The 26,992-nt window shown below is 40.8% G+C and carries 20 protein-coding genes and 1 other RNA gene; 19 read left to right on the forward strand and 2 right to left on the reverse strand.

The window, feature by feature from the left end; all coding sequences use genetic code 11:
* Positions 1 to 31 precede the first annotated feature (31 nt).
* The 6 genes from glmU to PKC96_01345 all read left to right on the forward strand — a co-directional run bounded on the left by glmU (position 32) and on the right by PKC96_01345 (position 4,493).
* On the forward strand, positions 32 to 1,411 hold the full coding sequence (glmU, locus tag PKC96_01320) for a bifunctional UDP-N-acetylglucosamine diphosphorylase/glucosamine-1-phosphate N-acetyltransferase GlmU (protein ID HML99965.1): 1,380 nt from the start codon (positions 32 to 34) through the stop codon (positions 1,409 to 1,411).
* 43 nt (positions 1,412 to 1,454) lie between these two features.
* Entirely contained in the window at positions 1,455 to 1,715 is a 261-nt protein-coding gene (locus PKC96_01325; protein HML99966.1) for a hypothetical protein, read from the forward strand.
* Between the two features lie 352 nt (positions 1,716 to 2,067).
* Entirely contained in the window at positions 2,068 to 2,529 is a 462-nt protein-coding gene (locus tag PKC96_01330) for a hypothetical protein (protein ID HML99967.1), read from the forward strand.
* Positions 2,522 to 3,253: a DUF4474 domain-containing protein gene (locus PKC96_01335; GenBank protein HML99968.1), complete on the forward strand. Its 732-nt coding sequence runs from the start codon at positions 2,522 to 2,524 to the stop codon at positions 3,251 to 3,253. The genes PKC96_01330 and PKC96_01335 overlap by 8 nt, the downstream gene beginning before the upstream one ends.
* Positions 3,254 to 3,275: 22 nt before the next feature.
* On the forward strand, positions 3,276 to 3,767 hold the full coding sequence (locus tag PKC96_01340) for a DUF5104 domain-containing protein (GenBank protein HML99969.1): 492 nt from the start codon (positions 3,276 to 3,278) through the stop codon (positions 3,765 to 3,767).
* Positions 3,768 to 4,493, forward strand: a complete 726-nt coding sequence (locus PKC96_01345) for a trypsin-like peptidase domain-containing protein (GenBank protein HML99970.1) — start codon at positions 3,768 to 3,770, stop codon at positions 4,491 to 4,493. It abuts the gene before it with no gap.
* A 656-nt stretch (positions 4,494 to 5,149) separates the two neighbouring features.
* Here the strand turns inward: PKC96_01345 and ppdK are convergent.
* Positions 5,150 to 7,798 (reverse strand): pyruvate, phosphate dikinase, encoded by a 2,649-nt coding sequence (gene ppdK / locus PKC96_01350; protein ID HML99971.1) that lies wholly within the window; start codon positions 7,796 to 7,798, stop codon positions 5,150 to 5,152.
* A gap of 312 nt (positions 7,799 to 8,110) precedes the next feature.
* Here ppdK and PKC96_01355 point away from each other — a divergent pair, with 312 nt between their 5' ends.
* The 3 genes from PKC96_01355 to PKC96_01365 are packed head-to-tail and all read left to right on the forward strand — an operon-like array spanning position 8,111 to position 12,116.
* Complete coding sequence (locus PKC96_01355; GenBank protein ID HML99972.1) at positions 8,111 to 9,400, forward strand: hypothetical protein; 1,290 nt, start codon at positions 8,111 to 8,113, stop codon at positions 9,398 to 9,400.
* A gap of 57 nt (positions 9,401 to 9,457) precedes the next feature.
* Entirely contained in the window at positions 9,458 to 11,029 is a 1,572-nt protein-coding gene (locus PKC96_01360) for an FGGY-family carbohydrate kinase (GenBank protein HML99973.1), read from the forward strand.
* A complete protein-coding gene (locus PKC96_01365; protein HML99974.1) occupies positions 11,004 to 12,116 on the forward strand; it encodes an alkaline phosphatase family protein in 1,113 nt (370 codons plus the stop codon). Before PKC96_01360 ends, PKC96_01365 begins: the two co-directional genes overlap by 26 nt.
* 2 nt (positions 12,117 to 12,118) lie before the next feature.
* Here PKC96_01365 and PKC96_01370 read toward each other — a convergent pair whose 3' ends face one another.
* Positions 12,119 to 12,484 carry a hypothetical protein gene (locus PKC96_01370; GenBank protein HML99975.1) on the reverse strand — a complete coding sequence of 122 codons (366 nt, stop codon included), beginning with the start codon at positions 12,482 to 12,484 and terminating at the stop codon, positions 12,119 to 12,121.
* Positions 12,485 to 12,875: 391 nt separating this feature from the next.
* Here PKC96_01370 and serS point away from each other — a divergent pair, with 391 nt between their 5' ends.
* From serS to PKC96_01420, 10 genes are all read left to right on the forward strand, one after another.
* Entirely contained in the window at positions 12,876 to 14,162 is a 1,287-nt protein-coding gene (gene serS, locus PKC96_01375; GenBank protein ID HML99976.1) for a serine--tRNA ligase, read from the forward strand.
* Between the two features lie 136 nt (positions 14,163 to 14,298).
* Positions 14,299 to 14,387: signal recognition particle sRNA small type (gene ffs, locus PKC96_01380), an RNA gene on the forward strand.
* A 22-nt stretch (positions 14,388 to 14,409) separates the two neighbouring features.
* Positions 14,410 to 14,871 carry a tRNA adenosine(34) deaminase TadA gene (gene tadA / locus PKC96_01385; protein ID HML99977.1) on the forward strand — a complete coding sequence of 154 codons (462 nt, stop codon included), beginning with the start codon at positions 14,410 to 14,412 and terminating at the stop codon, positions 14,869 to 14,871.
* A gap of 137 nt (positions 14,872 to 15,008) precedes the next feature.
* Positions 15,009 to 17,636, forward strand: coding sequence for an ABC transporter ATP-binding protein/permease (locus tag PKC96_01390; protein ID HML99978.1), 2,628 nt, complete (start codon positions 15,009 to 15,011; stop codon positions 17,634 to 17,636).
* Between the two features lie 123 nt (positions 17,637 to 17,759).
* The gene (locus PKC96_01395; GenBank protein ID HML99979.1) at positions 17,760 to 20,219 is read left to right on the forward strand and encodes an HAD-IC family P-type ATPase; all 2,460 of its coding nucleotides are present in this window, start codon (positions 17,760 to 17,762) and stop codon (positions 20,217 to 20,219) included.
* 11 nt (positions 20,220 to 20,230) lie between these two features.
* Positions 20,231 to 21,142, forward strand: coding sequence for a pseudouridine-5'-phosphate glycosidase (locus tag PKC96_01400; GenBank protein HML99980.1), 912 nt, complete (start codon positions 20,231 to 20,233; stop codon positions 21,140 to 21,142).
* Positions 21,139 to 21,705, forward strand: a complete 567-nt coding sequence (locus tag PKC96_01405) for a TetR-like C-terminal domain-containing protein (protein HML99981.1) — start codon at positions 21,139 to 21,141, stop codon at positions 21,703 to 21,705. The genes PKC96_01400 and PKC96_01405 overlap by 4 nt, the downstream gene beginning before the upstream one ends.
* Positions 21,692 to 22,864 (forward strand): iron-containing alcohol dehydrogenase, encoded by a 1,173-nt coding sequence (locus PKC96_01410; GenBank protein HML99982.1) that lies wholly within the window; start codon positions 21,692 to 21,694, stop codon positions 22,862 to 22,864. Before PKC96_01405 ends, PKC96_01410 begins: the two co-directional genes overlap by 14 nt.
* Positions 22,865 to 22,875: 11 nt before the next feature.
* The gene (locus PKC96_01415; protein ID HML99983.1) at positions 22,876 to 23,991 is read left to right on the forward strand and encodes a hypothetical protein; all 1,116 of its coding nucleotides are present in this window, start codon (positions 22,876 to 22,878) and stop codon (positions 23,989 to 23,991) included.
* 280 nt (positions 23,992 to 24,271) lie between these two features.
* Positions 24,272 to 26,947 carry a calcium-translocating P-type ATPase, PMCA-type gene (locus tag PKC96_01420; GenBank protein HML99984.1) on the forward strand — a complete coding sequence of 892 codons (2,676 nt, stop codon included), beginning with the start codon at positions 24,272 to 24,274 and terminating at the stop codon, positions 26,945 to 26,947.
* The last annotated feature ends 45 nt before the right edge of the window (positions 26,948 to 26,992 follow it).

The raw sequence follows: 26,992 nt of genomic DNA on the forward strand, positions 1-26,992 counted from the left end.
GTCTATAATGTAGACACGGAGGAAACCTTTTATGAAAATCAATGCCGTTATTTTGGCAGCCGGTAAAGGCACACGAATGAAGTCCATAGATCCGGAGCATTCAAAAGTATCTTATCCCATTCTTGGAGTGCCGCTGGTTCGCTATGTGGTAAACGCCGTTCGGCCCTTGGTCAATGGAAAAATATATACGATCGTCGGTTATGGAGGCGAAGCCACCAAAACCATCGTGGAAGATCTAACCGGCATTGTCTGGCAAAAAGAACAAAAAGGAACCGGACATGCTGTTTTGCAAGCCTCACCCTTTCTTAAGGATGAAGATGGTGTCACCTTAGTTTTATGCGGAGATACACCATTACTTACTACCGCCACCTTGGAAAATCTCATACAGGATTTTGAGAAGAAGGGCCATGATGCAACGGTTATGACCTGCGTAGTGGACAATCCTTTTGGTTATGGAAGAATTATCCGCAACGAAAAAAATCTCGTGGAAGGTATTGTCGAACAAAGAGATGCGAGCGATGAGCAACGGAAAATTCGGGAAGTCAACACCGGGGTTTATGCCTTTGATAACCGCAAACTTTTCCAAGAATTAGACAATTTAACCGCGGATAATGCGCAGGGAGAATTGTATTTAGGCGATGTATTGACTCTTTTTCGTAAGAAAGGTTATGTCATCGGAGCTTCAATCCTGGAAGATCAAAAAGAGATGCTGGGAATTAATGATCGGGTTCAATTAGCAGAAGCGGCTAAAGTGATGAAATTGAGAATAAATCGTAAACTGATGTTAAACGGTGTCACCATTGAAGACCCGGATAATACTTATATTGGGCCCAATGTTACCGTTGGGCAGGATACGATTATCCGGCCCAATACGACGATACTCGGCTATTCGACCATCGGGCCAGTTAATAGGATCGGACCCTCAACTTACCTCGAAAATGTAACGATTGGGGAAGGCAATAGCATTGTCTCTTCCTATATTACGGATACTTCAATGGTAAACAAGAATGAGGTCGGCCCGTTCAGTAAAATTAGGTCTCATACGCAGATTGGCTCCCACACGCGCATCGGTAACTTTGTTGAGTTAAAGAATGCGGTAATTCATGACGGAGTCAAAGCAGCGCATCTCAGTTATCTTGGCGACGCATCAATCGGAGAAAATTCCAACGTCGGATGTGGGACAATAACGGCTAACTACGATGGGAAAAACAAATTTCATACCGAAGTCGGCAGGGATGTCTTCTTGGGTTCAGGAACTATTCTTGTTGCTCCAATTGAAGTTGGCAATCGATCCATCACGGCCGCGGGTTCGACAATTAACGAACCGGTAATCGAGGATGAATTAAGCATTGCCCGCGCACGTCAGGTTCATAAACCCGGCTACGCAAAAAAATATCAGAAGAAAGACTAATAGGCCATAAATTGGCCTATTTTTTATAGAAAGGAAAATAAAAATGCCCCAAGATTTTCGCGGCCACAACGTTTACGTCGATAAAAACTTAGTTGGATATGTTGACCATGAAGGCGGCATATACATGCTGGGCAAACTTGTTGCAACCATTGATGATGAGGGTTACATCTATTTAAAAGGGAAAAATGTCGGCTATATCCAAGATGAAATAGATATTTTCCTTGGTGATGTTCACGCCGGAGAAATTAATGCGCGTCGTGATTTAGTGTTTGATGGTAAAACCATAGATAAGTTAATTATGTAGACGACAATCCAATAAAAAAGGTCACTACGGGAATGAAGTGTATCCCCAATCCCGGACAACCAGAGAAGTGGTATTTTCATGAAATACACAAAAAAATCAAACTTGATTATGTTTATGCGTCTGGTGGAGAACACCATTTATTTGCATTGAACAGTGAGGTTGATGATTAAATGGTAAGTCTATTGAATCTATATAATCTTTTTTAAAGAAAAATAGATGACTAGGATCATATTCTAAGATGTGATTTCTATTTTTTTAGATTCTTTTAAAGCGTTCTTGATTAAAAATGAATATAAAGTTATATTGTAAATAATAATGAAGGAAACATTACTATGAAAAAAACCGAGGTTTGATGAAGCTTATTTTTGGTATCTTGATACTTGAAACTACCTTGGGGTATGCGTCATGCCCGTCTGAAGATGACCTAAATCAAGAAGTTAGAACTGTGGTTTATGGAGAAAAGATTATAAACAATGAAGGATTGTTTGACGAATTTGATTCTCATGTGTTTTTGGAAAATGAGGATGGGTTTGAACTGATTGCAGTAAAATCCTACAGTTCCTCTATATTTGAGGAAATAAATTTAGTTAATGCTGACAATAATGAGTATGTTGATATTGATTACTCAATTCAATTCATTGAATCACAAAGTAAATTAATTCTTAATATTAAAACTCAAAATGAAAGTATCGAATTAATAGAAACCGTTGAAGGTATTGTTACCTTTAATGAAGCGGATGAAGTGGATGTATTGTTTGCAAACGAAGAACAAGTTTTGTGGCTTTCAGACTTTCTTGAAGATGGGGTTGATTAACCAAGTTGGATTTTGGGACTGGCTCAAAGGGATTGCGGATGCGATTGTCAATGTTATTGTATTAGGCTTCCGCTGTGCTGTTAATATAGTGGTTAATATTATTGGGCTGGAAAATGGAGCCAAAGTTTTATCAATGTATAAAGATACATATGGAGATTACCATGCTGACTTTGATGCATGGCAATCAATGGGTGGATATAACGATTTGTATGACTTTGTATTCAAACTAGGTTCTAGTATGTTACCAAGTAAAAGCCCTTTCTATGATGAAAATAAGGATGGCTATGAAGACTATGTTTTATGGGCATGGAAAGGTGATTACTGGTCGTTAGGAGCTGGAGCAGAGTTAGGAATCTACCGAAGACTAGGAAAGTCTGAGATTTGGTATGTTGATAAAAACTTAGCGATAGATATGACATTAAAACTTAAATATAAAAAATACACTTCATCTACACCGACTACGATCATTGATTGGAATCCTAAGACATATTTTCCTAACGATTGCAACAGGCAAAAGCAATGGTGGATCACTGGATTTGATCCAGGTTACCTGTATGTAAGCCATTCTCAGTTAGAAGCAACATTTGAAGCAAAATTTATTACTAAAGGATACAGTTCAACCATTGACAATAATCTTAGAAACGAGTTTAAAAAGCAGTGGGTAGACGAATCAAGGAGATGGACATACAACTCATCATCTCAAGTCTTTTCATTCACGTTTTAAGTAGATTTCAGGAGATGTTGAAATGAGAAAAAAATTATTATTAATCCCCTTGATAGTTGTTACTAGTTTATCGGTAACGGGTTGTTTCATTTTTGATAGCGATTCACATGTTGCACGGGAGAATTTTTTGAAGATACTAGACTACATAGAATCTGATGAAAAAGAGAAACTCAAAGATTTGTTCGCACCAGTTGTCAAAGATGAAGTTTCATATTTAGATAGTCAGATTGATGATTTATTTGAATACTATATTGGAGAGCATGTCTCAACAGCCGCTCGCGGTCTTGGATCAACAGGGCCAATTGAAAATGGAAAAGTCATCAAGATTTTTGAAATGTTCTATACTGCTATTTCAAGTGATTTTGCTTATTTTTTCAAAATTCAATGGTGCATTAGGGATGATTGGGATTCTAATAATGTTGGCATATGGTCAATGATTGTTGAAAGATGTGAAGATTTTGAGGCTGTGCCAACCCCACTTGAAGAATGGACTAAAGGCATCGTATTGATTTAAATGAAAAAAAGCAATTTAAAACCATGGATTTTTCAAGCAATAAACTTATTGCTTTTTTTGTTTGTAGGAATCTTTGTAATTGTGAATGCTTTTATTCCTAAAACACCAAGTCCGAATGAAGTATTCAAAGAATCTCAATACTCTGTTGTTGAACTGAAAGTGCAGACAGAAGATAACATTGTTGCCTATGGTACTGCTGTATTCATTGAAGAAGCAGGGATGCTGGTTTCAAATGCTCATATGGTAAGTTATAAGTACTCTGGCATATATAGAGAATATGATTCATTTGAAATTCGCTTTTCTTTTGAAACATATTATAGAAAAGCATCATTAATCAAATACGATCTTATTCGAGACATTTCAATTCTTAAATTAGATTCGATTTCGAATGCGAAAAATAGAAAAATTATTATTGGAGATAGCTCTAAAATAAACTCTGGAGATATAGTGTATGCCATTGGTAATGGTATGAACCATGGTATTGGAATAACTAAAGGAATTGTCAGCTTACCGCAAGTTAATATCACTTATGATGGAAACATAAGAAATGTTATTCAAAGTGATTTGATAATAAACGAAGGTAATAGTGGAGGTGCTCTTTTGGATGAAAAGGGTAAACTTATCGGCATTACTACTTTTAGAACAAAGGATAATTCTGGAAATATAATTTATGGAATTGCTTATGCTATTCCGGTAAATATAGTTATAGAATATATAAATTCATAATATACGTTATCACAGCAATATTTAAGCCTTATAAATGATTAGTCAATAATTTATTTGTTCCGTTTCACAATGGCTTTTATAATTGAAAGACTCCTTTTATAAAATTCTACCATTGGACTAATTACAAAATAACTGTCTGTTTGGAAAATGCTATTTATCTCCGATCGTTGATATGTTCACCGATGAACTGATCGGTTTCGATTTATCTCTATTTGCAAATTATTAACAAACAACGAGAATGCTGGATGAAGCGTTTGCCAAGCATCCAAAACTTGAAGGCCCGATCTTTCATAGCGATATGGGCGGGCAGTATTAAATGGAAGATCATTCGAAACGCCTAAAAGACAAGGGGACTGTTCAATCAATGTCTGGAAAAGCAAATTGCTAAGGCAAGTGCCTTCTTTGCTCATATGAAAATTGGAATGTTTTATGGACATGAGAAGGAGTTCAAATTATTCAAAAAATTCGAAAAAGTAGTAGATGAATATATATTTTATTACAACAACGAAAAGATTCAGTCCAAAACAAAATGGATGCCCCCTTCATTATTTAGGGAAGCATCCATATCTACCTTATGATATAGTCTAGTTAACTTGTCCAGGAAACCGGGTACATATCATTCCCTCAGTGACCTTTTTATTTAAATAAACAAAGAACTATTTGCTAGCCTTGGCCCGCTCTTCTTTAATCGCGGCTTGCGCTGCCGATAAACGAGCAGTCGGGACCCGGAAAGGTGAGCAGGAGACATAGTCCAATCCCGCATTGTGGAAGAATTCCACTGAATCAGGATTGCCGCCATGTTCACCGCAGACACCAACGTGAAGTTCAGGATTGGCAGCCCGACCTTCAGAAGTGGCAAGTTTAACTAACCGGCCGACACCCTCTTGGTCGATAGTGGCGAATGGATCTTGTTCAAGGATCTTATTGGCGTAGTAGTCAGGTAGGAACTTAGTGGCATCGTCACGGCTGAAACCAAAGGTCATTTGGGTTAAGTCGTTGGTGCCGAAACTGAAGAACTCAGCTTCTTTTCCAAGCGAACCAGCCGTAATGGCGGCTCTTGGAATCTCAATCATGGTACCGACATGATACTTCATTTTGCTACCAGCTTTGGCGATAATCGCATCGGCGGTTTCGGTAATAATACTCTTAACGAAACGGAATTCCTTAATACCAAAAGTTAATGGAATCATAATTTCCGGTTCGATATCTTTTCCTAAATCTTTGCTTGCCTGTAAGGCCGCTTCAATAATCGCGGTTGCTTGCATCCGGCCGATTTCAGGATAGGTGACATCAAGACGGCATCCACGATGACCCATCATGGGGTTAAATTCGTGGAGGTACTCAATCCGCTCTTTAATGTGTTTAACAGTGGTGTTGAGAGCCTTGGCCAATTCTTCAATCTTCTCTTCCTCTTGAGGTAGGAATTCATGAAGCGGCGGATCAAGCAGACGGATATTGACATTAAGTCCACCCATCGCCATATATAGTTGATAGAAGTCATCGCGTTGGAAAGGAAGAAGTTCATTTAAGGCCGCTTCTCTTACTTTCACATCTTCCGATAGAATCATCTTCCGCATAAAGAAGATCCGATTGGTATCGAAGAACATATGTTCAGTCCGGCAAAGGCCGATACCTTGAGCGCCGAAGAAAACAGCTTGCTTGGCATCACGAGGAGTGTCCGCATTAGTCCGAACTTTTAACCGCCGATATTTATCGGCATAGCCCATAATCCGGCCGAAGAAGCCACTGCTTAAATCAGCAGGAACGAGTTTAATTAATCCGGAATAAACACTACCAGTAGTGCCATCCACTGAAATAATATCGTTTTCACCATAGACTTTTCCGCCTAAGGTTAAGGTTTTTTCCTCTTCATTGATGACAGCGGCTGAGCAACCGACGACGCAGGTCTTGCCCATACCACGAGCCACAACAGCCGCGTGAGAAGTCATACCGCCACGCATGGTAAGAATAGCTTCAGAACTAGTCATACCGACGATATCTTCCGGTGAAGTTTCTGCCCGAACAAGGACCACTTTTTCACCCAAGGCATGACGCTTTTCCGCATCTTCGGCGGTAAAGGCAAGTTTGCCTGAACCAGCACCTGGAGAAGCAGGTAAGCCAACACCGATTGGGGTTAATTTTTTGAGTTCGGCAGGGTCAAATGAAGGGTGAAGTAAGGTGTCAAGTGTCCGTGGATCAATCCGAAGCACGGCTTCCTTTTCATCAATTAGACCCTCATCAATTAAATCGCAAGCAATTTTTAAAGCGGCATTAGCCGTCCGTTTGCCATTACGTGTTTGTAAGAAATAAAGTTTTCCTTCTTCAACGGTGAACTCCATGTCTTGCATGTCCTTGTAATGACCTTCCATCGTGGTGATAACCTTGATGAATTCTTCATATACTTTCGGCATTCTCTTTTGAAGTTCTTCAATGTGTAACGGAGTCCGAATACCGGCAACAACGTCTTCTCCCTGAGCGTTTGGAAGATACTCGGCATAAATCTTCTTTTCACCAGTCGATGGTGAACGAGAGAAAGCAACACCGGTACCAGAAGTTTCACCCTTGTTACCAAAGGCCATGGATTGAACATTGACAGCGGTTCCCCAGTCGTAAGGAATGTTGTTCATCTTCCGATAAACGTTGGCTCTGGGGTTATCCCAGCTCCGGAAGACGGCGGTAACAGCTTCGGTAAGTTGAACTTTTGGATCGGAAGGGAATTCCTCACCAAAAATACCCTTGTAATATTCTTTATACTTTTTGACTAATACCTTTAACTCTTCGGAAGTAACTTCGGTATCAAGTTTGTAACCTTTTTCTTCCTTGAGTTTTTCAAGCATTTTGTCCATCTCGGTTCTTGGATGTCCTTTAGCAATATTGGTGAACATCAAAATAAACCGCCGATAGCAATCGAGAGCAAATCTTTCATTTCCCGTTTCGCGCGCAAGGGCGGCGGCGGTAACGTCGTTTAAGCCAAGATTAAGAATTGTGTCCATCATACCAGGCATCGAAACCCGAGCACCGGAACGAACGGAAACTAGTAAAGGATTATGGTCACCGCCAAAATTTTTGCCGGTTTCCTTTTCGACATCTTTGACAGCGGCAAACACTTGGTCAATGATGAATTGTGGTAATTTCTTTCCACTTTCGTAATAGAGCGTGCAGGCATCGGTTGTAATTGTGAATCCTTGCGGAATCGGAACCCCAATATGGGTCATTTCAGCCAAGCCGGCACCCTTACCACCAAGAAGCTCTTTGCCTAAGCCATAAGCATCTTGAAAATGGTAAACATACTTCTTTTCTGCCATTTTTATTCCTCCTGAAATATTTCGTGTGTGAATGGTTTTACACACTCGCGACTATAATAATATCATAGATATTATATTTTTTGGTAGAAAAAAGGCTCAATAACGACAAAAAGATATCGTTTTTTGCATGAGGTTGAAAGGTAAAGATAAATAACTAAATAATTAGATTGGTTTTTACTCATTCAAGACAGAAACCTCTAATTTAATGAAATCAATACAAAAAACGAATTCTAAAAACAAACGATTTATACACTCTTGCCTATATGTCAAAATAGAGTAATATATTAGCGAAAGAAATATAAAATTAAATTTATGAAAAAAACGGATATTGTTTATGCGACACCATCGCAAGTAAAGGTGGTTCCTCACTTTGATTTGATGAGCCATCCCCGCCGTTGTCCATGGTATCTTTTGCCGGTTGAATGGTTATTGGCCTTGCCTGAAGCCCTTCATATTGTTAAGAAAATTCATAAAGTAAATATGGAACAATTTAAGTCTCCTTATTTAATACTAGGAAATCACAACAGTTTTTTTGATTTTAAAGTGTTGACTAAAGCGATTTTTCCCCATCCGTCAACTTATGTCGTTGCCATCGATGGCTTTATTGGTTTGGAAAAGTTAATGCGCAGGGTAGGATGCTTCGGCAAGCGAAAGTTTGTTAATGATATTGTTCTTGTTCGTCATATTGCTTATTCATTAAAAAAGTTAGGTGTTAACTGCACAATTTATCCGGAAGCTCGTTACTCCTTAGTTGGGACCACGGCGATACTTCCAGAATCTTTAGGAAAGATGATTAAAATGCTCAAAATGCCAGTTGTAACATTAATAACAAATGGCAACCATCTTCGCCAACCACTTTGGAATCAAAGTCATAAACGCAAACTAAAAACAGAAGCTACCATGACGGGACTTTTCTCGTTAGAGCAAATTGAAAAAATGAGTGTTGATGAGATTAATGCCAAACTTAAGGAAGCCTTTTTCTATGACGATTTTGCTTATCAAAAAGCAAATAAGATTTCTATCACTGATCCTCATCGGGCGGAAGGACTCGAGCATGTGCTTTATAGATGTCCAACCTGTGGGGCAGAATTTATGATGGAAAGCGATCATGATCGGCTATGGTGTAACCATTGCCACAAAGAATATATTATGAGCGAATATGGCGAACTTCTTGCCGTCGATGGCGCGAATACTTTCACCCATATACCGGACTGGTATGAGTGGGAACGAGAGATGGTTCGTCAAGAGATAATTGAAGGAAAATACTATATTGATATTCCGGTTATTATCGACAGTTTACCCAGCGCCAACGGTTTTTATCGTTTTGGCGAGGGTCGTTTAACTCATGGCGAAGATGGCTTTGTGCTCTCGGGGAATTTTCGTGGAGAGCCGTTTGTATTTAGACGGCGAGTCGCGGATAATTATTCCGTTCATATTGAATATAACTATGCTAACAAAGGAAATTTTGTCAGCATATCCGACAATGATGATACCTACTATCTTTTTCCTCAGATTACTCCGGACATTGTAACTAAAATTCATTTTGCGGTTGAAGAATTGCATAAACTTTACCAAGCACGAGAAAAAACCGACGAAAAATAATAGATTATCCGCTAAAAGAAGCAAACAATGCTAAAATATAGCCGAGGTAGTTTTGTTATGAAAAAAAATAATCCTTTAGCCTTAGTTATTGACTTTGGAACGCAGAGCGTCCGAGCCGTTATTTTTGATCAATCGGGAACGACTCTAGCTATGGAAAAATCCCCTTATGGGCAACCATATTTTTCATCGGCGCCCGGATATGCAGAACAGGATCCGAATTTTTACTGGGAGCATATGAAAAAGGCCACTTTGGCATTGAGTAAAAGTCAACCCGAATTACTGAAACAGGTTGTGACTTTTTCGATAACCGCCTTTCGGGATACGCCGGTTTTTCTCGATGAGAACTGTGAGGTTGTCCGTCCTTCGATTCTTTGGCTTGATCAACGTCAAGCCGAATTGAAGAAGAAACTCTCATGGCCACGTCGTTTTTTATTTTGGCTGGTTGGAATGAAAGAAACAATTCGTCTAAACATGAAGCGAACTCCGGCGATATGGCTGCAGGAGAATGAACCGGAAAATTGGTCGCGCATTCATCATTATGTGGCCTTATCCACCTACCTGACTTATAAGCTATCGGGACGATTAGTAGACAGCCCCGCGAACTATACCGGGCATTATCCGATACATTTTAAAAAGCGGAAGTTTTATCAAGACAACGCCTTGAAAGGTCAGATCTTCCGCATACCCCATCGTTTGCTACCTGATTTGGTTCCGATCGGCTCATTGATAGGCAAGATCAGCGCTGAAGTGAGCAAAGATACCGGAATTCCCGAGGGACTTGAGTTTTATGCTACGGGAACCGACAAAGGCGCCGAGACTATCGGCACCGGTTGTACGATGAAAGATATGGCATCCATTTCCTATGGGACGGCCTCAACAATCGAAGTGAATAATTCTAAGTATATTGAACCGGAACCATTTCTCCCCGATTATCCGGCGCCAATTCCAGGATTCTATCAAATGGAAGTGCAAATATATCGCGGATATTGGATGATAGGTTGGTATATGAAAGAGTTTGCTGGCGCGGAAACGGCGGAAGCGGAAATTGAACATTTGGCGGTGGAAGAAGTCTTAAATCGCAAGATGTTGGCGATTCCCCCCGGTAGTGAAGGATTGATTCTTCAGCCTTATTGGGGACCGGGATTACGGCGACCTGAAGCACGCGGGGCCATTATTGGCTTTAGTGATGTTCATACGCGGGTGCACATGTACCGAGCCATAGTCGAGGGTATTGCCTTCGCTTTACGTGATGGACTTGAGGGAATTGAAAAACGTCAGCACCATAAAGTTAAGGAAATTCGCGTTTCCGGCGGGGGCTCGCAAAGCGATGCCATATGTCAAATCACCGCGGATATTTTTGGAATTCCGGTCTCAAGAATTCAAACCTATGAAACGGCATCCTTAGGAACGGCGATGGCGGCTTTTATTGCCCATGGTGATTTCAACGGTTACGGCGAGGCAATAAAGTCAATGGTTCACCCCACCGACCGCTTTGAACCAAATATGAAAAACCATGAGCAGTATGAATATTTATATAAAAAAGTTTATCGTAAAGTATATCCTCGACTGGGAGATTTATATAAGCGATTAAGGGAGTATAGCAATGTCTATCCGGTGGCTAGATCCTAAGCGGTCCTTGGTTGCGGTTTCCAACTCAATCTTAAAAAGATTTGGACAGCCGCAATTTAATGACTCACTTTTAGATTTGGATAGCATTCTTTCTCAACACAAAAAAATAGTTTTTATTCTGTTGGACGGATTAGGAAAATCGATAATCGATATTAATGTTAATAAGCGAAAGTCTATTTTCACTCATAATGATATTATCGGGATTACTTCGGTTTATCCGCCAACAACGGTAGCGGCGACAAATGCCTTTTTATCCGGTCGTTTTCCTTCGGAAACAGGCTGGTTGGGTTGGACGCAATATTTTGCCGAAGACAACCGGGCTCTGAACGTGTTTCAAAACTATGATCCATGGGAAAATAAACAGATTTTAGGAGAAAACATTATGAGCAAACGCTATGGTTACCAAAATGTTTTTTCAATTGTTAAAGCAAATTGCCCAAAGATTGATGTTGAGGAAGTTTGGCCTTCTTTTCGGCCAAAGGGAGCGAAGAACATTTTTTCTTTTACCCGCAAGATTGGTAAAGCAATTAAAAACAAGGACCAATCTTTGGTTTATGCTTATTGGATAGAGCCCGATCATACAATACATATGGATGGGGTTTCGGGCAGGAAGACACGAAGAGTCATTCGAAGAATTGATTTTTTCCTTCGGAATTTAACAAAGCACAACAAAGATACGCTTTTTGTATTAATGGCCGACCATGGGCTGACCGATGTTCACTTCTTTGATATTCAAGAACATGCCGACTTCTTTTCTACATTAAAACGCCCATTCGCGCTTGAACCACGGACAGCTACCTTTTTTGTCAAGGAACATCATGAGGAAGAATTTATTCGTTTATTTAAAAAATATTATGGCCAATATTTTCTTCTCAAGAGCAAAAGTGAAGTTCTGCAGGAGAATATTTTCGGGCCAAAACCGATGAAAAAGGATATTCAAGAATTTTTAGGTGACTATGTTGCACTTGCGACAGATAAATATGGGTTCTATTATAGTTCATTAAAAGAAAAGCCGTTTATGAAAGCTCATCATGCGGGCTTGTTGAGCGAAGAGATGGATATAAATTTAACCTTAGTCAACAAATAGGGCTATTTTTCTTTTGGAAAGCACCAACTGATGATGAGCAATAGAGGTAAGAAAATCAAAAGTATCAATGTCGAATAGACGGCAAGATGATTGTGGTACGAGGAGTTATTATTAATCCAGTAGAGAATAACGGTAACAAGCGAATATAAAGCATAACCATAATAAAAAAAGTTTATTATTATCGTGGGCAATGTAATTTCATTAATGGGTTGACGATAATAAATCATCAGTTTACTTAAGCGAAAGTTCTTAATTATCGTTACCTTGCGGTGATGTTTCTTTAATTCGCGATCAAAAATAATAATTGCAAGGGCAACAATTAAAACAATGGCAATATATAATAACGTGACATCAATAGCGTTTTTCATACACAAGTATTATAGATTACTTGACCCGACTTTTTTAAATTATAATATCCATATTTTTCATTACGGAGTTAATAAATGCGAACAGTACTTAATTTTATGGCTTTTATAGCAGCAATAACACGGTCTTTAATTGAAAAAAACTTTGTACTAAGATAAAATATAATTGTTCAGGGAACAGGCTTAGTAGTCTTAAAATCAATCCAAGCGAATGACGGACAGTGTGAGCGTCAATTGATAAGGGATGAATTCCACCTGCGAGAACGAGATTAATCTCTCCGCGGCTAGCGTTATTAGCAATATGAGATATCGGTGAATATATTCATTGATAATTTAGGTGGTACCACGTTAAATACGTCCTTTATGGACGTTTTTTTATTGAAAGGAAAAAGGTATGTTAGATATTAATTTAATTCGTGAAAACGGAGAACACATTAAGGAACTTTTGGCGCGTAAAGGATGGGAAGTCGATTTTACCCCCCTTCTTAACGATGACAAAAAACGGAAGGAACTTCTCTTGGAAGTAGAGGCCAATAAAGCCGAGCAAAATAAACTTTCTTCTTCCATCCCGCAAGTAAAAAAAGCCGGCGGCGACGTAAGTCCTATTTTTGAGCAAGTTAAAACTCTTAAAAAGGCCAATGAAGATAAGGAAGCATTGTTAAGGGAAATTGAGGATCGCATTCAAAAGTTTATTGAGGTTCTCCCCAACACTCCAGATGAGGATCTCCTTCCAGGCGGTAAAGAAAACAATCGGGTTATTAAAACAATCGGTGTTAAACCGGAATTTGGTTTTAAGATGAAAGATCATGTCGAATTGTGTGAATCGCTGGGACTCATCGATTACAAACGAGGAGCAAAAATCAGCGGATCAGGCACTTGGATATATACCGGCCTTGGAGCGCAATTGGAGTGGGCACTTTTAAATTTCTTTATTAGTGAACATCTAAAAGACGGATACACGATGATTTTGCCACCGCATCTATTAAACTATGAATCCGGCTATACGGCCGGGCAGTTTCCTAAGTTCTCAAGTGATGTATTTTGGCTTGACGGAATCGAACCCCATCGGTTTATGCTTCCGACTGCTGAGACGGCTTTGGTTAATCTGCACCGCAATGAGATTCTTTCGGAGAATGAACTGCCTAAAAAATATTTTGCCTATACTCCCTGCTACCGTTTAGAGGCGGGTAGCTATCGCACTGAAGAACGGGGCATGATCAGAGGCTACCAATTTAATAAAGTTGAGATGGTTCAGTACACGACCGAAGAGGGCAGCGACGCTGCGTTTGAGGAATTAGTTAATAAAGCCACCAGTCTTGTCGATAAATTAGGCCTGCACTTTCAAATAAGCAAATTAGCCGCCGGTGACTGTTCTCATTCGATGGCTCGGACCTATGATGTTGAAGTTTGGATTCCTTCAATGGGAATATATAAGGAAGTAAGCAGTGCCTCTAATGGCCGCGACTATCAAGCGCGCAGAGGCATGATTCGATATCGGGATCAAAAGAGTGGCAAAACAAAGTATTGTCATACGCTCAATGCCAGCGGCTTAGCTACTAGTCGACTAATCCCGGCAATTGTTGAGCAATTTCAAACAGAAGATGGAAGTGTGATTGTTCCAGAAGTGCTTCGGCCTTTTATGGGGGGCATTTCCATTATCAAATCGAAAGATCGCAAGTAATTAAACGCAAAGGAAGATGGAGTTGATGCCTCTTCCTTTTTTAATAACAAGAAAAGTATTGTAGGCTAAAAGGAAAGCAAAAAATGAGCATTTACTTATCTACATAGACTAAATTATCAAACATTGTTATAATTACTTCGCCATCGCGATGGAAAACTTTCGAACCAGGTCAGGACGGGAACGTAGCAGCCTTAAGATCGGGTTTCATGTGCGGTGGTTTTATTTTTCGAGTAAAGGAGCAATATATATGACAAGAACACCGGAGTTTTTTATGCGTGCCGCCTTAAAAGAAGCCGCTAAAGCCGAACTTATGGATGAAGTGCCGGTTGGAGCGGTAGTCGTTCTTGATAATAAAATAATTGCTCGCGGCCATAATTTAAGAGAAAAGAGTCAGGATGTAAGTGCCCACGCAGAAATTATTGCTCTGCGAAAGGCAAATAAAAAAGTTCATTCCTGGCGTCTTGAAAATGCCGATATATATGTAACTATTGAGCCATGTGCCATGTGCGCGGGCGCCATCCTTTGGTCGCGAATTCGTCATGTTTATTTTGGAGCAAAAGAGCCGAAGGGCGGGGCATTGGTGTCGTCCACTCATTTGTATGAGGTTTCGGGAATTAATCATCGACCTGAGGTGACGGGAGGGGTGCTGGAGGCTGAGTGTAGCGCTATCATCAGTATTTATTTCCAAAAAAAACGCAAAAAAATGTAAATTAAAATAATTTTTAATATAATTCTAATTAGGACGGGAAAACTCCATAAATATAATTTTTTTGTATTTATTTGTATTTTATTTTGAATCGCTTATAATTAAGCGAACAATACGTTTCTTTTGTAGGAGGAAATAGAATGTTACAGTTAAAAAATATCGTTAAAGATTACTATGTTGATAAGCGGCCTCTTCATGTTTTGAAGGATGTGTCATTATCATTTCCCAAACAGCAATTTGCCTCTATCCTTGGCCCCTCCGGATGTGGCAAAACCACAATGTTGAACATTATCGGCGGCCTTGATCATTACACGGATGGCGATCTTGTCATCGATGGAAAATCAACTAAGGATTTCAATGATGAGGATTGGGATGCTTACCGCAATCGCCGTATCGGATTTGTTTTTCAATCTTACAATTTAATATCGCATCTTAATGTGGTTGAAAATGTCGAAATGGCAATGCAATTGGCGGGAGTAAGCGCCAGCGAGCGGCATGAGCGGGCACTTCAAGCCTTAAAAGAAGTGGGACTTGAGGGCGAGTCTCATAAACGCGTCAATCAATTGTCGGGTGGGCAGATGCAAAGAGTGGCGATTGCTCGTTCCTTAGTAAACAACCCGGACATTATTTTAGCCGACGAGCCGACCGGGGCATTGGACACCAAAACCAGTCGCCTGGTGATGGATATTTTAAGGGAAATATCCAAATCGCGACTTGTTATCATGGTTACTCATAATGAGAAAATTGCTAAAGAGTACAGCAATAGAATTATTCGGATGCTAGACGGGGTAATTACCGATGATAGCAAACCCGAAATAGAAAATGAAATCTCAAAAGGCAAAGAAAAGAATAAACGGACATCTATGTCCTTTTACAGTGCTTTGAAGAGCTCGTGGAAAAATATCAGAACCAAAAAGGGAAGAACCATCATGACTTCGGTTGCCGCCTCCTTTGGCATAATCGGCGTCGCTTTAGTCCTTTCAGTAAGCAACGGATTTCAAAACTATGTTAATCGGGTAGAATCAGGAACGCTTTCTGTTTATCCTTTGGGGATATACACCAATGCGATGATGATTAATACCAGTTTTGACCGGAGCACTCCGAATCCTTTTCCGGTCGACGAGGAGGTTATTGTTAAGGACGATACCGACCAAGCATCTCCGGCGATTACCATTAAACGCAACATTATTACGACCGACTTAATAAACTATATTGATTCGGATATATTGACTCCTGGTTATGCCTCCAGTGTGATTAAGAATTATCAGGTGGATTTTCACCTTACAACTGAGGATCCGGATGGTGATGTCATCGCCGCCGGAAATACAAGCCTTTCAGACTTATCTGCGGTTCCGGCGGGAAGTTTCCATGAACTATTGGGCGATGAAAATTTTGTTCGGGAATACTATGAGCCAATCGGAAGCGAATCCAAATATCCAAGCGCCAAAAATGAAGTGGCTTTAATCATCGATAAGTATAATCAGATTAATAAATCCACACTTGTAAAATTAGGAATAATTAGCGAAGACCAGAATCTTGAAAAAATCGATTTTAACGATTTAATCGGTAAGAAATATAAGATTTTCACCAATGATGAATACTACACAAAGAAAGATTCGGTTAGCGCAAGCGATGTCTATACCGGAGAAAATAAGGAAATTACCCAGTATGCCGTACCTACAAGCACGCAACTGGCGGGTCTTTATAATGACGACAGTCAGGGACTGGATTTATCCGTTGTCGGTATTCTTCGGATTCGAGAAGATGCTCCTTACAGCAACTTGATGGATAACGGCATTGGTTACACCAGCGCTTTAAGCGATTATGTTTTCGCGGAAAACAGTTCCAGTCAGATCGCTCAAGATTTGGCATATAATTATACAATTGATAAAACGCAGGCTGAATTTCAGGCGATCGTGAGCAGCATTCCCGAAGGAATTAACGCCCAAACTTTCTTGACGCCTCTCGTGGACCAGTTTTTTACTTTCTACAGTCCGATTGCAGAGTCCGATGGAATTCCTACTAAAATCAAATTTACCAATTACCTCAGCGAAGGAACAAAACTTGGGGCGACATTTACCAACCATTACTTTCTCAATTGGTTTGAGGAGTTTTTACCAACCGGGCTTACGGATTTAACCTACTTGGATATGACCTATTCGCCATATTATAGCGTGGCGGTTTTTCCAAAAGACTCAAAAGGGAAGGATGCAATTAAGGATGCAATTGACCGTTATAATGCGATTAAGGATCAAGAATGGCTAGATGCCAGTCAAATCGGCGACTCTCCCTACCATGTTTACTATACGGATTTGATTTCCAGCGTAACAGCTACCATCGGGACCCTGATCAATGTCGTCAGCATCGTTTTAATTATATTTTCTTCCATTTCCTTGGTTGTTTCTTCGGTTATGATCGGGATATTGACGTATACTTCTGTCATTGAAAGAACTAAGGAAATCGGTGTTCTTCGGGCATTGGGAGCACGAAAGAAAGATGTTGGGCGTCTATTTGAAGCCGAGACCTTTATTATCGGCATTTTCGCCGGGCTGATTGGAATCGGAATCACCTATCTATTCTCATTCCCGATTAATGCCATTTTGAACAGCTTATATGCAGATGCCGGACTGGGAGCAATCGCATCCTTGAATCCGCTCCATGCGCTTATTTTGGTTGGTTTAAATATTTTGTTGACAATGGCCTGTGGCATTATTCCTTCTCGGGCGGCGGCGCGGAAGGATCCGGTTGTAGCTTTACGTACCGAATAAATTTCGCCTAAATGGATAAAAACTCGATTTTAAGTCGATAAATATTCATTTAATTAAAAAAACTATCACCAATGGTGGTAGTTTTTATTATATAATAAAATTATTACAGAAGAGGCCTCGTGTATGAATTTGAAGCGACTTTCCAATCGACGTAAATATAAAAAAAATGTCGATATTGTCCGTTACACGGTCGATTTTTCCTATGGCCTCAATCAGGAACAACTGCAAGAAAGAAAAACTAACGGTCTCGTCAATGCTTCGCAAACACGGGTTGGCAAGTCCTATTGGAATATAATTTATGCCAATGTGTTTTCCTTTTTTAACGTTCTTCTCTATATCATCGCGGCCGCGATGATTATCGTCGGTTACTTCGGAGGTCTTTTTTTCCTCGTTATATTATTTTCTAATATGTTTATTGGCCTTTATCAAGATATACGCGCTAAGCGAATGGTGGAGAAGCTTCAGTTGGTGACTTCCCCGAAGGCAAAAGTAATACGCGAAGGGAAACAAACTACCATTTCCGTCAGTGAAATTGTTCTGGACGATATTATTCTTCTGCAAAACGGCGACCAAGTATCCGCCGACGGAATTGTGGTAAATGGGGAGCTAAGCGTTAATGAATCACTGCTTACCGGTGAGTCCTATACGGTTAAAAAAAGTGTTGGTCTTCAAGTTCTTGGCGGCTCATATGTGACGGCGGGCAAAGCCTATGTGCAAGTTAATCGCATTGGTCGCGATACCTTTATTAACCAGTTACAAGAAAAAGCGAAAGCCTTTAAACGCCCTAAGTCAAAATTACTGGGAGCGATCAACGGACTTTTTAAAACCATCGGTGCCTTTGTCTTTTTGACGGGGGCTTTAATGATATTGAGTAATATTTATCAGGGGATTGATGTAGTTACGAGCGTAAAGGCCGTGTCAGGTTCGTTAGTTTCGATGATTCCGTCGGGAATGTACTTATTGACTTCAATGACTTTGGCCGTCGCGGTTTTTAATCTTGGCAAGAAGCGCACTTTAGTGCAGGAGATGTATGCGATAGAAATGCTGGCCAGAACGGATGTTATCTGTATTGATAAGACGGGAACGATAACGGATGGAACGATGGCATTAAATGAAATAAAAATAATCGATGACAGTTTTGATAAGAAAAAAATTGAAGTATTGTTGGGCAGCTTTTTCTTTGCGACCAAAGATGAGTCGAGTACGGTCCAGGCAATCATTGATACTTGCCCGTTAAATGACACTTATAAATCGACCGGAGTTATTCCTTTCAATAGTGCGGACAAACTCTCGGCTGTTACCTTTGAAGGGGCTGGCAGTTTTGTTGTGGGAGCGGCAAACTTCGTTCTCGATAAGAAAGAGTATGCCAAAATCAGCGACTTGGAGCGCGAGTATATGAGCCGCGGACTTAGAGTTTTACTTCTCGCTCATAGCGAAGATACCATCAAGGGAAGTCGCCTTCCTAAAAAAATTCTCCCCGTCGCCTTGCTTATTATTAAAGACCGAATAAGAGAAGACGTTTCAACAACCTTGGAATGGTTTAAAAACAACGGGGTACAAATAAAGGTTATCTCGGGTGATCATCCTACGACAGTTGGTGAGATTTGTCAGAGCGTGGGAGTGCTGGGAGCGGAAGATCCGGTTTCTTTAGCCGGACTCAGCGATGAAGACGTCGGCATGATTGCAATGACAAAAACTGTCTTTGGACGTGTAACTCCGGAACAAAAAGAAGTTATCATCAATAAACTTAAAAGCGACAATAAAACAGTGGCGATGATTGGCGATGGAGTGAATGATATTTTAGCTTTAAAACACGCCGATTGTTCAGTGGCGATGGCCAGTGGGTCGGAAGCTACGCGCCATGTTGCTCATATGGTATTGCTTGATTCTAATTTCAACGCGCTCCCTTCGGTTGTTCAAGAGGGCAGAAGAGTTATAAACAATCTGCAGCGAACATGGTCTTTATTCTTAGTAAAAACCATCTTCACCATCACTTTAACTTTAACTTTTCTTATCGCGGCGGTGGTTACTCCTCGGACGACGCAAGTATCATATCCGTTTTCAACCCAAAACATGTATGTCTGGGAAATAGCGACGATTGGTGTGGCGGCATTCTTTTTGGCCATGCAACCGAATTACGCAAAGGTTAAGGGAACTTTTATGAGCAATGTCATATTGCGTGCCTTTCCGGCGGCGATTGTGATGATTCTCCAAGTTTTAACTTTTTTTGCGATGTATGCTTTTGAAGGTATATATCATGGTACGACCGATGTTGTATACAAAGAAACTGCGGTGGTAATGTCATTTTTGACAATGGACTTCTTTAGTTTTGTTATTCTTTTCCGCGTGTGTTTCCCTTTCAACCGCTACCGAGTGATTCTCTTTTCAACCTTATTCACTCTTGCCGGCGGAGTGGTGGCGCTTAGTGCCTATATGCGCTGGAATCTATTTGATGTCGACTTCCGTTATTTAGAAGCGATAAACATTCGACAATTATTGTTTATAAATATTGGAGCAATACCAGTATACTTATTGTTGGATTGGGTCTTTGGTCGTCTGGCCCGAAGTCGAAAATACTATTAGGAGTGTAAATTATGTTAAGAATTAATCCCCAAGTTAAAGCCGCCATTGAAAATAAGCAACCGATTGTTGCTTTAGAATCGACAATAATTTCGCATGGAATGCCCTATCCAGCGAATGTCAAAACCGCTTTGGAGGTGGAAGAAGTTATCCGAAAGGCGGGAGCGATACCGGCAACCATCGGAATTATTGATGGCGTTGCCGTTGTGGGCATGAATAAAGAAGAGATTGAAGAATTTGGTAAGCGGCAAGGAATTGTCAAAGTTTCGCGGCGCGATTTCCCCTATGTTATTGCTCATAAATTATGGGGAGCGACCACGGTAGCGGCAACGATGATGGTTGCTAAAAGAGCCGGCATCGAAATTTTTGTCACCGGGGGCATAGGCGGTGTTCATCGCCATGGCGAAACCACCTTCGATATCAGCGCGGATTTGGAAGAGTTGGCTAAGACGGATGTAACGGTAATTTGCGCCGGGGCAAAAGCCATTTTGGATTTGGGACTTACCCTGGAATATTTAGAGACGCATGGTGTTCCGGTATATGGTTATCAAACGGATGTTTTGCCGGCTTTTTATACCAGGACATCTCCTTTTAAAGTTGATGCGGCAATCGCTTCCCCATCGGAAATGGCGGCGGTAATTTATGCGAAAAGAACAAATCATTTAGCGGGCGGTATTTTGCTGACCAACCCGGTTCCCGAAGCCTACTCAATGGATCCGAATGAAATTGAAATTGCTATCCAAAAAGCGTTAGCGGAAGCGGATAAACTTAAAATAAAAGGTAAAGAGACCACACCCTTTTTACTGAAGAAAATTGTTGAGATTACCGGTGGACAGTCACTTGAGGCGAACATTGCCTTAATTAAAAACAATGCCAAATTAGGCGCTGAAGTTGCACTTGCCCTGACAAAGGAGCAAAATAAATGAAGACGGAATTGAAATTAGGCGAAGCGCTAAAACACATGATGACGGTCACGCCGCTGGATGAGATTACCGTTAAACGTTTGACTGACTACTGTCATGTATACCGGCAAACATTCTATTATCACTTTCGGAATATATATGATTTGCTGACGTGGATTTATCTCAATGAATCGGTTGAAAATCTCGATCAGGTCACCAACTGGGATGATGCTTTAAAATTCATATTCCAATATGTCAAAGAAAATTCGGCTTTTGTGCAAAACACACTCAGTAGTGCCGGCCGCGAGTTATTTATCGAATTTCTTTATTCAACCACTTTTTCCACCCAATTAGAGGTTATCAATAAATTGCCTGGAAACGAATTACTCAGTGAAGATCAAAAACGTTTTATTTCCAATTTCTATGCCCCAAGCTTCGTTTATATGGTAGTTAGATGGATTGATGGAGGAATGAAAGACGACCCCGAGACGTTGGTCCGGGAATGCTCTGTCATTGCCGATAACTACTTAGAGGATGCGATCAACAAATTTACCTCTAAAAGGAAGGATGAAGATGCGGGAATTTGAAATTTCAACTCCGACGCGTGTCATATTTGGTCGGGGAAAAGAAAATGAGGTCGGACGGATTATTAAAGACTATCGTCCCCATAAGGTTCTAATTCATTATGGTCAAGGGTCGGTAATTCGTTCGGGATTGTTAGCTTCGGTTGAGCATTCGCTTCAAGAAGCAAAAGTGGACTATATTAAACTGGGCGGAGTTGAACCCAACCCCGATGTTTCTTTGGTGCGCGAAGCCATTCAATTAGTAAGAAAAGAACAAGTTGATTTTATTTTGGCTGTCGGTGGAGGTTCGGTTATCGATTCGGCTAAACTTATTGCCGTTGGTGTCGACTATGACGGCGATCCTTTTGACATCAGTCTTCATAAAGCTGAACCCCAGAAGAGACTACCTTTAGGAGTCATTCTTACCATCGCTGCCGCCGGGAGCGAAATGAGCACATCGTGCGTCATCTCCAGCCGGGAATTAGGAATTAAAATGGGCTTTAATTCGCAACTCAATCGCCCATTGTTTGTTATTGAAAACCCGGAATTGACTTACAAAGTGCCAAGCTATCAATTGGCTGCCGGTATCACCGATATTATGATGCATACGCTAGAACGGTATTTTAATCAATCGGATGAAATTGAGTTTTCCGATTTTATAGCGGAAGGGTTGTTAAGGTCGGTGATTGTTGCCGGCCGAAAAGCCATGCAAGATCCCTTTGACTACAACGCGCGCGGAACATTGATGTTGGCGAGTTCATACTCGCATAATGGAATTACTTCCATGGGAAAATTACCCTTGATGCCGGTTCATCAAATGGAACATATATTGAGCGCTTATGACCCAAATATTACTCATGGGGCCGGATTAGCGGTTTTATTCCCGGCTTGGGCAAAATACTATCAAAAAATCGATGGCAAGAAGTTTGCTCAATTTGCTCACAATGTTTTGAATGTTAACACAAACGATATGGAGCGGGATGGTATTGCTGCGGTAGATTTCTTCGCCAACTTTTTTCACGAATTGGGAATGCCGACCGGTTTAAAGGATTTTAAAATTACCGAGAAGGAAATTAATGTTCTGGTTGAACATTTATTCAAAGGAAGAACAACGCCGATTTTTCATTTTTTAAAGCCGATGGATGAGGAAGTAGCTAAAGAAATATATACTTTAGCATTATAGGAGAAAGAACAATGACAAAAGACGATTTATTAACTCTGATGGTATATGCCATTATGATGGTTGCCGCTATCTTTATCGGGATTCAAGTAATTGGACCCGCTCTTGATGATTTGGGTCTGCTTGCTACGAGTGAAAGAGTGGGATTTGCCCTCATCACGATTATTATCGGCGCAGTCTTAAATATTTTCCTCTTTGAACTTGGCCATGTTATCGGTGCCAAACTTGGAAAATATCAGATTATTTCCGTTAATTTTGCCGGTATTTGTATTTATCGGACGGAAAAAAGATGGAAGGTTCGGTTTCAAAGTTTCGACGGTTTGACCGGTGAAACCAAAGTGATGCCGAAGACGGCAAAATCGAATCCTAAACCCTATATTTGGGGACCAATAATGCTGTTCGTGATTGAATTTGCCATTTTAATTTTTGGGGTTTATAGTTTTCTTCCTAATGATAATTTCATCAAGCAAGGAGCAATGGTTGTTGCTTCGGTAGGGGCGATGCTGGCGATTTATGACATCATGCCCTTCAAATTGGATACGCTTAACGATGGATATCGTTTGGTTTTGATTTCAAAACCCATCAATGTTGAAGCCTATAATGAGACAATGCGAATTCAGGGCTTAAACTATCAAGGGATTGAAGTTAAAGATATTCGCGTCTTCGAGGAGATCACTTCGCTTACTGCTAGTGTCAATCTATTAAAGGTATACGACTTTGAGGATCAAAAAAACCTGATTGAAGCGGAAAAACTTGTCGATGCCATTATTGCCAACAAAGATAAGATTAATACCTCGACTCTGGCTCGGGCAACCGCACAAAAGATATATATTATGATAAATAATAAGGTTGCAGATGAAGAAATAGAAAAGTATTGGCTCAGCCAAGTCAATGAAATCAGAAGACTTATCGGAGCGGATTGGGCCTTGGAAACTATTCGGGTATATCTTCTTTATTCGGGAATAGTAGCCAAGAGCGCGACGGAATGTGCCTACGCGATTAATCGCAGACCAAGAGCGGTAAAACGCTTAGAAACGAACGCGCGTTTGACCAAAGAAAACATTTTGTTTGATGAGGCTCTCGCCAAAATTAAAGCCGCGAACCCCGATTGGGAATTTGAAATTCACTAGTTTACGAATTTAAAACTCGAAAGTCAGCTCTGTTCTTAGTTGTTATTAATTAAGGAATGAGGGTCTTTGCTTTTCAATTTTATTTACAAACAAAAATATTAACCTTATAATTACAAGGAACTCTTTCGAGTTTCCTAATAGGGGAGTAGTTACCATCTTATCGCCAACATTACGGAAGCAATTCCTGGTTGATAGGACCCGCGACATCTTTCGGGAACCAGACCTTTAGTACCGTTTTTTTGGGACTAAAGGTTTTTATTTTAGTCCAGAGGAGAAAAATATGATTGAACGAGAAACGCTTAAAAAGGTGTTTGATCAATTTAAGACAAACCCAACGCAAGGACTGAGTGAACAAGAGGCAAAGGAGCGGTTGAATGCAAACGGACCGAACCTTTTGCCGAAGAAAAAAAAGAAGACTTTGATTGGAGTCTTTTTTTCGCAAATGAAGGATGTCACTATCTATATTTTGCTGGCGGCGGCGGTTATTTCGCTGGTAATAAGTATCCTGAAGAAGGAAACGGACTATCTTGATACGATAATCATCATGTTCGTGGTGATTGTTAATGCCGTAATTGGCACGGTCCAAGAAATGAAGGCCGAAAATGCTCTGGCGGCCTTAGAGAAACTTTCGGCCCCAACGTGCATCGTCCGTCGGGATGGAATACTGAGTGAAATAAAAGCCGAAAATCTTGTCGTGGGAGACATAGTTATCCTTGAAGAAGGTAGAACAATACCGGCGGATCTAAGACTAATTGAGGCCATTAATTTGAAGGCTGGTGAAGCGTCGCTCACGGGCGAATCGGTGCCGGTGGAAAAAGATGCGGCTTTTCTCCCTTCGGGCGAAGTTCCGCTCGGTGATCGTCAAAACATGGCTTATATGTCTACTCCCGTAACTTATGGGCGGGGTGAAGGTGTGGTTGTCGCAACTGGAAAAGACACAGAAATTGGCCGCATAGCGGAGCTTATTTCGGCGGAAAAAGATGAAGCAACCCCTTTACAAAAACGTTTAGCCGACCTTTCAAAAATTCTTGGAATATTGGCTATCAGCGTAGTTACGCTTCTTTTCATCGTGGCAATTATTCAAAAGCGAGACATTCTCGATATGTTCTTGACCTCAATTTCCTTAGCGGTTGCGGCAGTTCCCGAAGGATTGCCCGCGGTGGTAACCATCGTTTTGTCGCTTGGGGTGCAAAAGATGGTAAAGGTAAACACTATCGTTAGAAAACTGCCGTCGGTAGAAACCTTAGGAGCGGTAAGTGTTATCTGTTCAGATAAAACCGGAACATTAACTCAAAATCGGATGACGGTCGTTCAAGCTTACGTCAACAATAAAGCGGCCGATATATACGGGTTTAAAAAGAAAGAGTTGGATGAACTGGCGATGGGAATGTCTTTGGCTAGCAACGCCAGTGTCGACAACGGGGTTTATGGTGATCCGACGGAGATTGCGCTGGTGGAATTTGCTAATGTTTTTGAATATCGAAAGGCCTATTTGGAAAAAGAATTTCCCCGTATCGGAGAACTGCCTTTTGACAGCGTCCGAAAAATGATGTCCACCCTCCACGTTGTTAATGCGAATAAAATAATCTATACCAAAGGCGCGCTGGATTCCATCCTGAAAAGGGCAAACCGTATCGAGATTGACGGGGATATTCGTCCGATTCAAGAAGAAGACAAAAAAGCGATTATGAAGGCGAACAAAGCGATGTCTGATCGTGCCTTGCGCGTTCTCGCCTTGGCAAAACACGAATATAATGGGCAACAGATTGAAGAAGAAAATCTCATTTTTATCGGCTTGGTGGGAATGGTTGATCCGCCACGTCCGGAAGCAAAGGATGCTGTGGCAAAATTAAAGAAAGCCGGCATCGTTACAATTATGATTACCGGCGATCATGTCGATACGGCATTTGCCATCGCGAAAGAATTAGGTATAGCTGAAAATGCCACGCAGGCAATAATGGGTGAGGCTATTGATAAATTATCGTTTGAGGAATTGCAAAATAAGGTTAAGAACGTTCGAGTTTTTGCTCGGGTGTCGCCGGAAAACAAGGTGCAGATTGTAAAAGCTTTAAAAGCCAATGGCGAAATCGTGGCAATGACCGGAGACGGAGTAAATGACGCGCCTTCTTTGAAAGCCGCGGATATCGGCATTGCTATGGGCATTACTGGGACTGATGTGGCTAAAGGCGCGGCCGATATGGTGCTGAGCGATGATAACTTTGCCTCAATCGAAAAAGCCGTGGAAGAGGGTCGAGGTATTTATTCGAATATAAAGAAAACGGTTTGGTTCCTTTTAAGTTCAAATTTCGGCGAAGTCTTTGTTATGACTTTGGCGATTATTCTTGGACTTCCGGTTCCTCTAGTCGCTGTTCAAATTCTCTTTGTTAATCTCATTACTGACTCCTTACCCGCCGTAGCTTTAGGGGCGGATGACAAAGATCCGGATATTATGGGCGATAAGCCACGTAATAGCAAAGAATCACTCTTTGCCCACGGCGGTCTTCAGGTGACGATTGGCTACGGTCTTTTAATCGCCGTGACCACCTTGCTGGCTTTTCTTTATGTGCCGGTTGTCAACGGAGGCGCGACCTCATTATCGGCAATAATCACTTTCTTTAACGATAATCCCTTGGCCTTGAGCAAAGCGGAAACTTTTGCTTTTACCGTTTTAGGCATTAGCCAATTATTCCATATGCTGGGTATGGCGAACATACGCAAGAGCGCATTCCGTTTGTTCCGCCCGCGGGAATGGCTAATTTGGGTGGCTTTCATATTAGGGCTTGGACTTCAGATATTAGTTACCGAAGTACATTTTTTAACCCTGGCCTTTAATACCGTGGAATTAAGTATTACCGAATGGTTGATTCTAGCTCTCATTTCGAGCGCGCCGCTAATTGTTCACGAGATAATTGTCTTTGGATTGTTCATCAAAAATAAGGCTAAAAAACAAATATAATATTAATTTTATCGATAATTGAAACTTCTCAAGATAAAAATTGAG

The sequence above is a fragment of the Bacilli bacterium genome, assembly GCA_035326105.1.
In the GTDB taxonomy this organism is placed as follows: Bacteria; Bacillota_I; Bacilli_A; order RFN20; family CAG-826; genus UBA7706.